At 66.7% G+C, this 13744-nt stretch carries 10 protein-coding genes; 4 read left to right on the top strand and 6 right to left on the bottom strand.

Going from position 1 to position 13744, the window contains the following annotated elements; translation table 11 throughout:
• The first annotated feature begins 11 nt into the window (after nucleotides 1-11).
• The 3 genes from hemC to VSR72_RS09150 are packed head-to-tail and all read left to right on the top strand — an operon-like array spanning nucleotide 12 to nucleotide 4444.
• A complete protein-coding gene (gene hemC, locus VSR72_RS09160) occupies nucleotides 12-1064 on the top strand; it encodes a hydroxymethylbilane synthase (RefSeq protein ID WP_342952070.1) in 1053 nt (350 codons plus the stop codon).
• On the top strand, nucleotides 1061-3241 hold the full coding sequence (hemDX, locus tag VSR72_RS09155; protein WP_342952069.1) for a fused uroporphyrinogen-III synthase HemD/membrane protein HemX: 2181 nt from the start codon (nucleotides 1061-1063) through the stop codon (nucleotides 3239-3241). Before hemC ends, hemDX begins: the two co-directional genes overlap by 4 nt.
• Before the next feature lie 3 nt (nucleotides 3242-3244).
• Entirely contained in the window at nucleotides 3245-4444 is a 1200-nt protein-coding gene (locus tag VSR72_RS09150) for a heme biosynthesis protein HemY (RefSeq protein WP_342952068.1), read from the top strand.
• A gap of 75 nt (nucleotides 4445-4519) precedes the next feature.
• On the opposite strand, the gene VSR72_RS09145 is transcribed toward VSR72_RS09150, so the two are convergent.
• From VSR72_RS09145 to VSR72_RS09135, 3 genes are all read right to left on the bottom strand, one after another.
• A complete protein-coding gene (locus tag VSR72_RS09145; RefSeq protein ID WP_342952067.1) occupies nucleotides 4520-5839 on the bottom strand; it encodes an MFS transporter in 1320 nt (439 codons plus the stop codon).
• A 165-nt stretch (nucleotides 5840-6004) separates the two neighbouring features.
• Nucleotides 6005-6763 (bottom strand): SDR family oxidoreductase, encoded by a 759-nt coding sequence (locus tag VSR72_RS09140; protein WP_342952066.1) that lies wholly within the window; start codon nucleotides 6761-6763, stop codon nucleotides 6005-6007.
• A 42-nt stretch (nucleotides 6764-6805) separates the two neighbouring features.
• Nucleotides 6806-8245, bottom strand: coding sequence for an aldehyde dehydrogenase family protein (locus VSR72_RS09135; protein ID WP_342952065.1), 1440 nt, complete (start codon nucleotides 8243-8245; stop codon nucleotides 6806-6808).
• A 298-nt stretch (nucleotides 8246-8543) separates the two neighbouring features.
• On the opposite strand from VSR72_RS09135, the gene ppa reads away from it, so the two are divergent.
• A complete protein-coding gene (ppa, locus tag VSR72_RS09130; protein WP_035527363.1) occupies nucleotides 8544-9071 on the top strand; it encodes an inorganic diphosphatase in 528 nt (175 codons plus the stop codon).
• A gap of 77 nt (nucleotides 9072-9148) precedes the next feature.
• Here the strand turns inward: ppa and VSR72_RS09125 are convergent, their stop codons facing one another.
• The 3 genes from VSR72_RS09125 to VSR72_RS09115 form a co-directional block, all read right to left on the bottom strand.
• Nucleotides 9149-11980 (bottom strand): EAL domain-containing protein, encoded by a 2832-nt coding sequence (locus tag VSR72_RS09125; RefSeq protein ID WP_342952064.1) that lies wholly within the window; start codon nucleotides 11978-11980, stop codon nucleotides 9149-9151.
• A 173-nt stretch (nucleotides 11981-12153) separates the two neighbouring features.
• Nucleotides 12154-12474, bottom strand: coding sequence for a GIY-YIG nuclease family protein (locus VSR72_RS09120; RefSeq protein ID WP_342952063.1), 321 nt, complete (start codon nucleotides 12472-12474; stop codon nucleotides 12154-12156).
• Between the two features lie 60 nt (nucleotides 12475-12534).
• Nucleotides 12535-13707: a GNAT family N-acetyltransferase gene (locus VSR72_RS09115; protein WP_342952062.1), complete on the bottom strand. Its 1173-nt coding sequence runs from the start codon at nucleotides 13705-13707 to the stop codon at nucleotides 12535-12537.
• Between the last annotated feature and the right edge of the window lie 37 nt (nucleotides 13708-13744).

The raw sequence follows: 13744 nt of genomic DNA, 5'->3' as shown, positions 1-13744 counted from the left end.
ATGTACTTGCCATGAACTCCGAGACGTTATCCGCGCCCATGCCCCGCACCCTGGTGATCGCTTCGCGGGAGAGCCGCCTCGCGATGTGGCAGGCAGAGCATGTGCAAGCTGCGCTGCACAAATTATATCCAGCCTGTGACGTGAAAATTGTTGGAATGACGACACGCGGCGATCAAATTCTCGACCGCACACTCTCGAAAGTCGGTGGTAAGGGACTTTTCGTGAAGGAGCTCGAGCAGGCGCTGGCCGAGGGCCGCGCCGATCTCGCCGTGCACTCGCTCAAGGACGTGCCGATGGAGCTGCCTGAAGGCTTCACGCTCGCGGCCATCATGGAGCGCGAGGACCCGCGCGACGCGTTCGTCTCCAACGACTACGATTCGCTCGGCGCGTTGCCGCCGGGCAGCGTGGTGGGCACGTCGAGCCTGCGCCGCGAGTCGATGATCCGCGCGCGCTATCCGCATCTCGATGTGAAGCCGCTGCGCGGCAATCTCGACACGCGCCTCGCCAAGCTCGACCGCGGCGATTACGCGGCCATCATTCTCGCGGCCGCAGGCTTGAAGCGTCTTGGCCTTGGCGGGCGTATCCGCGCGCTCATCGAGCCCGAGGACAGCTTGCCGGCGGCGGGCCAGGGCGCGCTCGGCATCGAGATCCGCGCCGATCGGGCCGATATCGCGGCATGGCTCGCGCCGCTGCACGACGACGCCACTGCGAAAGCCGTCGAGGCCGAGCGTATGGTTTCGCGCGCGCTGGGCGGCAGCTGCACGGTGCCGCTTGCAGCCTACGCCCAGTGGCACGACGGCAAGCTCGCGCTGCGCGGCACCATCGCCACGCCCGACGCGAGCCGCGTGCTCGCCGCGCAGGAATCCACCGCGGCGTCCACGGTCGACGATGCCATGGCGCTCGGCCGCCGCGTTGCCGACGACCTCATCGCTCAGGGCGCGCTCGACATCGTGCGCGCACTCGCGGACGCGGCCCAGGCCGCGGATGGTCCGAACGTGGCGCCCGCAAAGGCCGACGCCTCCATCAACCCCACCGGCACGGGCGAAGGCCCGGCCTCCCGATGATGGCCGGCCCCTGGCAACCGCGCGGCAACGCCAGCCAACCCGACGAATGGGGTGGCCCTGGCGACGCCTCAGCAGGCGCGAAGCGCACAACGCCGGCCAGCGGCAATGAGGGCGGCACACCATTCACCGTCGTCATTACCCGGCCGGTCGGTCAGTCGGATGGGCTCGCCGGGCAACTTGCGCAGCACGGCATGCGCACGCTTGACTTCCCGCTCATCGCCATTGCGCCCGTGGTCGACGAAGCGCCGTTGCGCGCCGCGCTCGGTGCGCTGGAGCGCTATGCGCTCGTCGTGTTCGTTTCGCCCAACGCCGTCGATCGCGCGTTCGCATGCTATGCCTCGGTGTCCTCGATCTGGCCGCCTGCGCTGCCCGTGGCCGTGGTCGGCCCGGCTAGCGTGGCCGCGCTGGAACGTCATGGCGTGGCGGCACCCGAGCACCGGGTGGTGAGCCCGTCGGGCGCGGGGGAGGAAGAGCCCGCGCGCTTCGATTCGGAGTCGCTTTACGCGGCGCTCGAAAAGAGCTTCGGCGCGAACGCCTTTGCGGGCAAGCGCGTGCTGATCGTGCGCGGCGACGGTGGCCGCGAGTGGCTCGCCGAGCGCCTGCGCGAAGCGGGCGCCGAGGTGGAGACCGTCGCGGCCTACCGCCGCGTCGTGCCCGAGCCGCCCATCGCCGCGTGGACACAGATTCACGCGTTGCTTGAAGGCGCGCCGCACGCCTGGCTCGTCACGAGCTCCGAGGGCGCGCGCAACCTCGACGAACTCGCGCGTGAGCACCTCACGGCGGGCGAGATCGTCGAGCTGCGCCACGCGCCGCTCGTCGCGCCCCATCCGCGGATCGCCGAGACGGCGCGCTCAATGGGTTTTGATAGGATTACGGTGTCCGGCGCGGGCGACGACCGCATCGTCGAGACGCTGCTAGGCCTCGCTTCTTCCGTTGTTCAACCGGTTCAGAACACTCCGGCCCAGACGCCGACCAACGCACGCATGACAGATTCGAACAACTCAAGCAGCACAACCAACCAGGGCGCCGTCGCCACGGGCGCGGCGGTTTCCACCGGCAGCGCGTCGGCTTCGGGAAGCACCTCCGCGCGGACGTCGTATGCGTCGTCGGGCGCGGGGTCTTCCGTGCCGCCGACCCAGCCGCCAGGTGCGGGCAACGGGCGGCGCGGCGCGGGCACGGCGCTGCTGTGGCTAGTGTTGGTGCTGGTCGCGGCGGGCTCGGGCGCGGGCGGGTATCTCCTCAATCGCAAGCTCGACGGCCTCGGCATGCAGGCCATCCAGCGCCAGCAGGCGGCCGAGCAGCAAATCGCCGCGCTGCGCGCGCGCGCCGACCAGGTCGCGGCAGGCTCGCAGCAGCTCGACAAGCAGATCACCCAGCTCGAAGGCAAGATCGCCGACGCGCAGAATTCGCAGCAGGCGCTCGCGCAGCAATATTCCGATCTTTCGAAGAGCCGCGACGACTGGACGCTCGCCGAAGTCGGCCAGATGCTCTCGAGCGCGAGCGAACAGCTCCAGCTCACGGGCAACACGCAGCTCGCGCTCTTCGCGCTGCAAAGCGCCGACACGCGCCTCGCCGCCTCGGACAACGCGCAGGCCATCGCCGTGCGCAAGGCCATCGCGCAGGATATCGACAAGCTCAAGGCCGCACCTTCAACGGACCTCACGGGCCTCGCCATCAAGCTCGACACGGCGCTCGGCCAGATCGATTCGCTGCCGCTCTCGGGCGAAGCGATCGTCGCGCATACGAAGCCCGAAGCTGCCGCGCCTGCCGACATCGCGCAGGTTGCCGCCGCGACCAACGAGCCGAAATGGAAGGTGTGGGTCCATACATTCGTCGACGGCGTGGGCAAGCAGATCGCGAGCCTCGTGCAAGTGCGCCGCATCGACAACGCGGACGCGATGCTCGTCTCGCCCGATCAAGGCTACTTCGTGCGCCAGAACCTGAAACTGCGTCTGCTTTCGGCGCGCCTGTCGCTCCTCTCGCGCAATCAGGAAACGCTTAAGTCCGACCTCGCGGCCGCCGACGCCACGCTCGCGCGCTACTTCGACGGCGCGTCGAAAGACACGCAAACCGTGCGCGAGATGCTCAAGGCAGTGAACGACGGCTCGGCCGCCGTCGCGCTGCCCACGCTCGACACGAGCCTGAAGGCGATCCAGCAATACCGGAGCCGGGGGTAAGACATGGCGATCCGTGGACTCCTCTGGCTCGCGCTCCTTTTCGCGATTGCCGTCGCACTCGCGACCGTCGGGCGCTTCGACACCGGGCAGGTGCTGCTCGTCTATCCGCCGTATCGCGTGGACGTCTCGCTCAACCTGTTCGTGGTCGGCATCGTGGTGGCCTTCCTGCTGCTGTACGCGATCCTGCGTTTCGCGCGCAACATCGTGACGATGCCGCGCCGCGTGGCCGCCTACCGCGCACGCATGCGCGCCGAGAAGGCGAACTCCGCGCTGCGCGACGCCGTGGGCAATCTCTACGCGGGCCGCTTCTCGCGCGCCGAGAAGGCCGCACGCGATTCGCTCGCCGACGTCAAGAACACGAGCGCCGCGGGCCTCATCGCCGCGACGGCCGCGCATCGTCTGCATGAATACGCGCGTCGCGACGAATGGCTCACCCAGGTCGACGATCCCGACCTGCAGGAAGCGCGCCTCATGGCGACCGCCGACATGCGCGCCGACGGCCGCGACGCCGATGGTGCGCTTGCCGCGCTCACCGAAATGCGCACGCAGGGCGGCCGTCGCATTCACGCGCAGCAGATCGCGCTGCGCGCGCAGCAGCAGCTCAAGAACTGGAGCGAAGTGCTCAAGCTCGTGAAGACGCTCGAAAAGCGCGAGGCGCTGCACCCGGCCGTCGCCGTGCGCCTGCGCCAGCTCGCGGCGGAAAACCTGCTGCGCGACCGTCGTCACAACGCCGATGCGCTGCTCGAACTGTGGCAGTCGCTCTCGAACGTCGAGCGTCACTCGCCGCGTCTCGCCGACTGCGCCGCCGAACTGCTGATCGCGCTCGATCGCCAGGCCGACGCACGCAAGATCGTCGAGGAAGCGCTCGCGCAGAACTGGGACGCGCGCCTCTTGCGCCGCTATCCGGACACGGCGGGCAGCGACGCGTTGCCGCTCATCCAGAAGGCCGAGGCGTGGCGCAAGGAGCGCCCCGAGGACGGCGACCTGCTGTTCGCGCTGGGCCGCCTGTGCCTGAAGCAGCAGCTTTGGGGCAAGGCGCAATCGTTCCTCGAAGCGGCGATCAAGTCCGCCGACGCAACGCAGAACGAGCCGCTCAAGATCCGCTCGCATCGTGCGCTCGCGCGTTTGCACGAGCAGCTTGGCGACGGCGAGAAGGCGGCCTCGCACTACCGCGAAAGCGCGCTCTCGATGAACGTGGTTTAAGTAAGCTCAAGTCCCAACGAAAACGGCCGCCTGCAAAACAGGCGGCCGTTTGTTTTTGGGGACCTCGAAGAACGTTTAGCGGTTCACGAGCTTCGCGGGCGCCGAAAGCGCGAGCAGGCCGCCCAGAATCATGAACGCCGCGAGCATGTACATGCCCGAGTCGTTGGCCGAGGTGGCCTGCTTGAGCCAGCCCACCGCATACGGGCTCAGGAAGCCCGCGAGATTGCCGATCGAATTGATGAGCGCGATGCCGGCCGCCGCACCCGTGCCCGCGAGCCAGGCCGTGGGCAAGCTCCAGAACAGCGGCAGCGTGGTGAGAATGCCCATGGTCGCGATAGTGAGCGCCGTCATGGCGAGCGTGGTGTCGTGCGCCCACGTGACCGAAAGCACGAGGCCGAGCGCGCCAATGGCGGCGGGAACGGCGATGTGCCAGCGGCGCTCGCGCGTTCGGTCGGCGCTCTTCGCCACCAGCACCATGCCGACAACGGCCGCGGCGAACGGAATGGCCGAAAGCAGGCCGATCGTGAGCGCATCTTTCACGCCCGTCGCCTTGATGATGGTGGGCAGCCAGAAGCTCACGCCGTACAGGCCCATCACGAACGAGAAGTAGGTGAAGCTCATCACGAGCACGCGCGCGCTCGTGAGCACGGTCATGAGCGGCGGGTCTTCTTTCGTGGCGTCTTCCGCGGCGATGTTGCGTTCGAGCAGCGCGCGCTCTTCCTCGGTGAGCCACTTGGCTTTGCCGATGCGGTCGTCGAGCACGAAGAACACCAGCACGCCGACGATTACCGAAGGCAGTCCTTCGAGCAGGAAGAGCCACTGCCAGCCTTGCCAGCCGTTTGCGCCGTCGAAGGACTTGAGGATCCAGCCCGACACCGGGCCGCCGATCACGCCCGAAAGCGCGATGGCCGTCATGAACCACGTGGTCATGCGTCCGCGCCGGTGCGCCGGATACCAGTAGGTGAGGTAAAGGATGATGCCGGGGAAGAAGCCCGCCTCGCACAGGCCGAGCAGAAAGCGCATCACGTAGAACATGGTGGGCGTGGTGACGAACATCGTCAGGATGGAGACGAGGCCCCACGTGACCATGATGCGCGCGATCCACACGCGCGCGCCCACGCGATGCAGGATGATATTGCTTGGCACTTCGAACAGAAAGTAGCCGACGAAGAAAATGCCCGCGCCGAAGCCATAAACCGCATCGGAGAGATTGAGCGCGCTGCTCATCTGCAGCTTGGCGAAGCCCACGTTCACGCGGTCCAGATACGCGACCACATAGCAGAGCATGAGAAGCGGAATGAGGCGCCACGCGACTTTGCGATATGTGGCTTCTTCGAAGGCGGAGGGCGGGGCGCCCGCTCCCGCTTGCGGCAGATGATTCGCTGGACTGGCCATGGTGTCTCCAAGTCAGATCGGTCGTGCTTGTTGTATTGCCGCCTCGTGATGGCGGGTATTCGACGCGAAAGCACGATCATTCTATACGCGCCGCCGCAGCGCGGCAGCGCGTAAAAGTCGGGGAAAATACCGATCAGTCAATGACTTATCGAACGCCCGAAACAGCTACACGCAACGCCCGCCATCCACTTCAATGCAGGTGCCGGTGATGAATGCCGCATCGTCCGAGGCGAGGTAGAGACACGCATTGGCCACGTCCTGTGGCGTAGAAAAGCGCCCGAGCGGAATGGTCGCGACGAAGCGCTGGCGGTTCTCGGGCGTGTCGGGCACGCCCATGAATTCCGCCGTGAGACCCGTGTCGCCGATCACGGGATTCACGCAGTTCACGCGAATCTGGTCGGGGCCCAGCTCGGCGGCGAGCGCCTTGCTGGCCACGATCATCGCGCCCTTGCTGCCGTTGTACCAGACGAGCCCAGGCCGGGGCCGGATGCCCGCGGTCGATGCGATGTTGACGAACGCGCCGCCGCCGCGCTCGCGAAAGTGCGGCACGAACGCGCGCACGCTCCAGTAGAGCCCCTTCACGTTGACGGCGTAGACGCGGTCGAATTCCGCTTCGCTCACTTCGAGCACGGGCTTGTTGCGATGCGTGGTGCCCGCATTGTTGACGACGATCTGCACGCTGCCGAAGTCTTCGATGGCCGCTTCGCGCAGCGCGTGCCAGTCGGCTTCGCGCGTGATGTCGCCTTGCACCGCGATAGCCTTGCCGCCCGCGAGCGCGATCTCGCTCGCTACGCGTTCGGCCGCTTCACCGTTCAAGTCGTTGATGACGACGTTCGCGCCTTCGCGCGCATAGGTTTTTGCAATCCCTTCGCCGAAGCCCGAGCCGGCGCCCGTCACGACAGCCGTCTTGCCTTTGAGTCGCATGGTGTCTCCGTTTGTGTGTCGCTTGATTGACTGCGGACGCGTTCAGCCGTGCCGGATCGCAATGGTCTTCAGCACCGTGAAGCCGTAGAGCGCCTCGAAGCCTTTTTCGCGCCCATGCCCGGAATGCCGCGTACCGCCGAACGGCAATTCGACGCCGCCTCCTGCGCCGTAGTTGTTGATGAACACCTGGCCCGCGCGCACGCGCCGGGCGAGACGCATCTGGCGCGCGCCGTCGCGCGTCCAGATGCCAGCGACGAGCCCGTAAAGCGTGCCGTTGGCGAGCGCGAGCGCTTCTTCCTCGCTCTCGAACGGCATGGCCGCGAGCACCGGCCCGAACACCTCTTCCTGCGCGAGGCGGCTTTGCGCCGGCACGTCGCGCAGGAGCGTCGGGACTTCGTAGAAGCCGCCGCTGGGCGCATCGGCTTGGAGCCTGCCGCTTGCCGCCGTGGCGATGCGGTCTGCGGCCGCCTCGTCGAGAAAGCCGCGCACGCGCTGGCGCTGCTTCTCGTTGATGAGCGGGCCGCAGTCGAGATCGGCGCTGGCCGGACCCACTCGCAACTTGCCGAACGACGCGGCGAGCCGGTCGATGAGCGGCTCGTACGCACTGCGCTCGATCAGCACGCGGCTGCCCGCCGAGCAGGTCTGCCCCGCGTTCTGCACGATCGCGGCCACGAGCACGGGTAGCGCGGCGTCGAGATCGGCATCGGCGAAAACGATCTGCGGCGACTTGCCGCCCAGTTCGAGCGTGACGGGCACGTGGTGCTCGGCGGCCATCTGCGCGACGAGCTTGCCCGTTTGCGGCGAGCCCGTGAACGAGATGTGGTCGATGCCTGGGTGCGATGAGAGCGCCGCGCCCGCCTCATGCCCGAGCCCGGTGACGATGTTGAGCGCACCGGCGGGCAGGCCGGCTTCGCGCGCCAGTTCGGCTACGCGCAAGAGCGACACGCAGGCGTCCTCGGCGGGCTTCACCACGCACGCGTTGCCGGTGGCGAGCGCTGCGCCAACGCTGCGGCCGAAGATTTGCATCGGGTAATTCCAGGGCACGATGTGGCCCGTCACCCCGTGCGGCTCGCGCACCGTGAGCACCGTGTAGCCCGCCTGGTAGGGCAGCGTTTCGCCGTGCAGCTTGTCGGCGGCGCCGGCGTAGAACTCGAAATAGCGCGCGAGCGCGGCGGCGTCGGCGCGCGCCTGCTTGAGCGGCTTGCCGGTGTCGCGCGCTTCGAGCTGCGCGAGTTCTTCCTTGTGCTGGAGGACGAGGCCCGAAAGCGCGAACAGCAGCCGCCCGCGCTCAGTGGCGCTCAATGCGCCCCATGCGCCTTCGAAGGCCTTGCGTGCGGCGCTCACCGCGTCGTTGATGTCGGCAGCATTGCCGCGCGCGAGCTGCGCGAACGGCTGGCCGGTGGAGGGATCGATCGCGGCGAGCGTCTCGCCGCTGGCGGGCGATTGCCACTCGCCGCCGATGAAGTGCTTCGCTTCTTCCATGCATGCGCCTCGTAAATGGGGGTGAAACGAGGGAGGGGAAACGCAAAACGGGAAACGCCGCGCGAGCGTGCCTTGGATCGCCCGATGGAGGGCCGCGCCGGCAGGTTCATTATCGCGCCAATTGCGGGCGCCACGCGCAGGAATTCAGCAGACACTTCATCTGCGTGCGGGAAACCCCTGGGCCGATCCGCCGGACGCCCTGGCCGATTGGCTATAATGGCGTCCATCCTCCAATGTTCGGTTCTGCGCCGGTTTTACGCGCGAGCCGTCGGTTTTCCCTTCTCAACAGAGAGCGCTCATGAGCTTTGCAAATGTCCCCGCCGGCAAGGATCTGCCGCAAGACTTCAACGTGATCATCGAGATTCCCGCGCAAAGCGATCCGGTGAAATACGAAGCCGACAAGGACCTGGGCCTGCTCGTCGTCGACCGTTTCGTCGGCACGGGCATGCGCTATCCCGTGAACTATGGCTTCATTCCGCAGACGCTTTCCGGCGACGGCGACCCGGTCGACGTGCTCGTGATCACGCCGTTCCCGCTGCTGGCTGGCTCGGTTGTGCGCTCGCGCGCGCTCGGCATGCTGCAGATGACCGACGAGTCGGGCGTCGACGCGAAGCTGATCGCGGTCCCGCACGACAAGGTCTGCCCGATGACGGCCAACATCAAGTCGCTGGAAGACGTGCCCGCGTACCTGATGGACCAGATCAAGCACTTCTTCGAGAACTACAAGGCGCTCGAAAAGGGCAAGTGGGTCAAGGTCGAAGGCTGGGTCGGCATCGAAGCCGCCCACAAGGAAATCACCGACGGCGTCGCGAACTTCAAGAAGTAAATCGCACGCCTCACGGCTTGATTGAAAAAAGCCGCACGCGCCTGCCAGGGCCGTGCGGTTTTTTCATGGGCGCTCGATTAGTCGATTTCGGCGACATCGCGCAGCTGCGGCCCGCGCAGAATGCCGAGCCGCGCGGGCATGCCCACGCCATAGCCCTGCGCATAGTCCACGCCCATCGCGATCATCCAGTCCACGATGGCGGCGTCCTCCACGCACTCGGCGATCGTCAGCTTGCCGGCAGCGTGCGCGACCTGGTTGATCGATCGCACGATGGCCTGATCCAGCGGACTGTCGATGATGCCGCGGATGAAGCTGCCGTCGATCTTCAGATAATCGACGTGCAGGTGCTTGAGATAGTTGAACGACGACATGCCCGCGCCGAAGTCGTCGAGCGCGAAGCGGCAGCCCTGCGCGCGCAGGCGCTCGATGAGCTTGATCGCGTCGTCCATGTTCGTGATAGCGGCGGTTTCGGTGATCTCGAAGCACACGCGCTCGAACGGGATGGACCAGATGCGCTGCTGCTCCTCGATATAGTTGGCGAGCTGCTCGTCGCCGAGCGAGGCGCCCGATAGATTGATCGACCAGGTGCCGTAATCGTGCGTGCCTTCTGCGATCATCGCGAAGGCGCTGGCGATCACCCAGCGGTCGATGGCCGGCATGAGATCGAAGCGCTCCGCCGCGCCGATGAAGGCAGATGGTTCCACGAGCGCGCCCGACGCGGTCTGCATGCGCAGCAGCAGTTCGACGTGCGTGTCGTCGGCTGACGATGCTGGCGCGAGCGAGAGAATCTTCTGGCCGAACAGGCAGAACTGGCCGTTTTCGAGCGCGGCCTTGATGTCGGAGACCCACGCCATCTGCGCGTGCGTTTGAGAGAGTTCCTCGTCGTCGTAGCGAAAACGGTGCACGCGGTTGCGGCCTTTTTTCTTCGCCATGTAGCACGCTACGTCCGCGGCCTTCATCACCTCTTTCACGGAAACGAGACCGGCCGCGTCGCCGACCAGGCCGATACTCACGCTCGTCTGCACGATCCGGCCGGCGCCCGTGAAGCGGATCGCGGCGATGCCCGCACGCAGGTTCTCCGCGAGCAGCGACGCGTGCGCCGCCGAGCAGTGCGGCAGCACGACGCCGAATTCGTCGCCGCCCAGGCGAGCAATGATGTCGTCGCCGCGCAACTCGCTCTTGAGGACGCGGCAGACCTGGCGGATCAACTCGTCGCCGGTCGAGTGGCCGCAGGTGTCGTTCACGACCTTGAACTGGTCGAGGTCGAGGAACATGACCGCATGGCCGGACTGTGCATTGCCTCCATCTTCGAGCAACGCAGCGAGGCGCCGCTCGAACTCGCGGCGGTTGTAGATATCGGTGAGCTCGTCGTGCGTCGCCTGGTAGGCGAGGCGCTCGGCGTGCTCGCGCAGCGCGCTCACGTCGTAGAGCACGATCACGGTGCCGATCACGCGGCGTTGCGCATCGCGCAGTTTCGACACCGAGTAATCGACCGCGAGGCGCGTGCCGTTCGGGCGCATCACCTGGAGCGTCGCGCCACCTGCGCCACACATTGCTTGAGAATTGATCAGGATATCGAAGCACTGCGGTTCGTGCGCATCGTTGCGCAGATCGCAGATCGCATCGAACGGCTGCGCGAGCATATCGGTGGCCGCGCGGCCGAGCATGCGTTCGGCCACGGCGTTGCAGTAGGTCACGCGCGCGTTTTCGTCGGTTCGGATCACGGCTTCGCCGATCGAGGCCAGCGTGACCTCGGCCAGTTCGCGTTCCGTGTAGGCCTTCGCTTCGGCGGTCCTTAGTTCGGAGATGTCGAAGAGGCAGCCGACCATGCGCACGGCGCGTCCGCGCGCGTCGCGCACCGCCTGGCCGCGCGCGCGGCACCAGCAGTAGCTGCCCGCGAGCGTGCGCAGGCGGAATTCGACGTCGAAAGGCGTGGCTCGCGCGAGGTGTTGACGCAGCGCGTGGCGCACGAGCGTGAGATCGTCGGGGTGGACGAGTTGGGTGAGTCCCGTGTCGCTTTCGAAGCGCGTGCCGACGTCGTAGCCGAGCTGCTCGTAGAGCCAGTTCGAGAAGTAGCACTGGCGGCTGCCGACCTCCCAGTCCCAGAGTCCGGCGTTGATGCCTTCGAAGCCTAGCGTGAGGCGCTCCTCGTTTTTGCGCACCTCGGCTTCGAGGCGGTCGCTGCGCGCGAGCGCGCGCCGGATGAATTGCGAGAACACGCCGAGCAGCAAGATCGCCGAGGCGGCGAGTGCGAGTGTGAGGAGCGAGCGCGTGGCGCGCGCCGCGTCGTCGAGCGAGCGGGAGAAGCCGCTTTCGATGGGCGCGAGCTGGCTGTCGATTTCGCGCAATTCGCGCACGAGGTTGGCGGACTCCGGCGCGTGCAGTCCACCCGCCTGCACGAGCGCGTGCAGGCGTTCGCCCGTATCGGCGAGACGCAGAATAAAGTGATCGCCGATGTCCCAGAACGCCACGGCCGGTCGCATCCAAGGCGTGTTCTTGAGCGTGCGGTAACCCCAGGTCATGCCGTCCATATCGTCGGGCGCGATGCGGCCGAGCTCGAAGCCGTGCCGGATCGCCGCGGCGTCCGGCTGTGCGCGGTTCATCTCCAGCTTGGCCGCGCGGTCGCCGAGCGGCACGGCAATGCCGGCGAGGAACGTGCGGTAGTCGGCCTCGTCGCCGGTGCGCGCGTAGCGCTCCAGCGCGTGAACCGCGTCCTTCTGGCCCTTCGACCAGCTGCTTTCCCCCGCCACATAGGCCAGCAGGATCGCCATGATCGCGAGGCTCGCCGCGGCGATCACCGCCATGACGGCAGCGAGCAGCCATAGTGGCAGCAGGACCGCGGTCGTGCGCCGCAATCCGTGCCAACCGGGGGCAAGCCGGCTCGTCTCCGTTTTATGGGGTCTCTTCATGCTTCACCGGTGTCCCTTTGTGGCTGGCGAGGTGAAATGAGAGCGCACGCCGGGGGCTAAGACCGGCGTCTTGTGAGCAATAACGGCGGAGGCTGAGAGCGCCTTTAGGCTTTAGGCGGGTTGTTCGACGAAAAGAGCAAACGCCCGTGCGGCGGGGCGTTTGCTCAGTTTGCTCATTCTGACGCTTCCGTTTCCGGGGCCGTATCGAGGGGCGGAGCGGGGGGCGGAGGCAGGACCGATTCGAGCGTGCGTGCGCCGGCCGCGAGCGCGCGCTTTTCGCGCGGCGTGAGGCGCTTGACCCAGTATTCGGCGCTCGATGCGCGCGCGCGGTCGGCGAATTCGAATTGCGCGAGCACCTGCACCGGCTTGCGCGAGCGCGTGTAGCGCGCGCCCGTGCCGCTCGCGTGCTGGGCGAAGCGCGCGGCCACGTCGATGGCAATGCCCGTGTAGACGCTGCCGTCGGCGCATTCGAGCATGTAGAGGAACCACGGCATAGTTCTGGAAGCGATGATCGTTATGGGCGAGGTCGGTTCAGGCCACACTGCGCGCGTGCTTCACGCACGAAAGGGATTGCGCTCATTGAGCTCGTGCATGTAGGCGTGAATGTGGTTCGTCTCGCTTTCGAGAAAGCGCGCGACGGCATCGGAGAACGCGGGATGGGCGAGCCAGTGCGCCGAGCGCGTGGCGGTGGGCAGGAAGCCGCGCGCCATCTTGTGTTCGCCTTGCGCGCCTCCTTCGAACACGTCGAGCTTTTCCTCGATGCAGAATTCGAGCGGCTGATAATACGCGGTCTCGAAGTGCAGGCAGGGCACGTGTTCGAGCGCGCCCCAGTAGCGGCCATAGAGCGTGCCGCCCTGGCCGTTCTCGCCGCGCTGCCAGACCACGAGCGAACTCGCGATCGGCTTGCCTTCGCGTTCCGCGATCACGAGCAGCAGATTCTCCGGCATCGTCTCGCCGATCATGCGGAAGAAGTCGAAATTCAGATACGGCGAAGAGAAATGCTCGCGGTAAGTCTGCCGATAGCAGCGGCTGAAAAAGCGCCACTCGGCGTCGCTGATGTCCTCGCCGCGCACACGTCGCATCGTCACGCCCGCGTCGTGCACCTTGCGGCGTTCCGCGCGGATGTTCTTGCGCTTCTTCTGCTCGAGCGTCGAGAGGAAGTCCTCGAAGTCGCGATAGCCGTCGTTGAGCCAGTGAAACTGCACGCCTTCGCGCTGCATCATGCCGAGGTCGGTCAGCGCCTCGGCGTCTTCCGTGGTCGGGAAGAGCACGTGTAATGACGAGACATCTGCCTGCTCGGCGAACGCGAGCAGCGTCGCGGCCAGATGGCGGCGCGCGGTGGCGTCGGCGGCGATCAGGCGCGTGCCCTGCACCGGCGTGAACGGAACGGCGCACAGGAGCTTCGGGTAGTACTCGAGGCCGTTGCGCTTGTACGCGTCGGCCCAGGCCCAGTCGAACACGTACTCCCCGTACGAGTGGCCTTTGAGATACGCCGGCGCGGCGGCGGCGAGGCGCCCCGTGCGCGTATCGGTGAGCGTGACGAACTGCGCGGCCCAGCCCTCGTTCGGCGTGGTGCAGCGCGTGGCGTCGAGCGCCGCGAGGAATTCGTGGCGCAAAAAGGGCGTGGGCTGCGCCTGGCAGGCGAGCAGCGCGTTCCATTCGGCGGCGTCGACCTCGGACAGTGAGCCGAGGATGCCCGTGCGATAATCGAAATGTTCCTGTTTCAACTTGCGTGCCCGTTGGCGTGGGAAGCGGCATGGGTGT

Source organism: Paraburkholderia sp. JHI869 (assembly GCF_038900775.1).
GTDB lineage: Bacteria > Pseudomonadota > Gammaproteobacteria > Burkholderiales > Burkholderiaceae > Paraburkholderia.
This window is presented reverse-complemented; position numbering and strand designations above follow the sequence as displayed.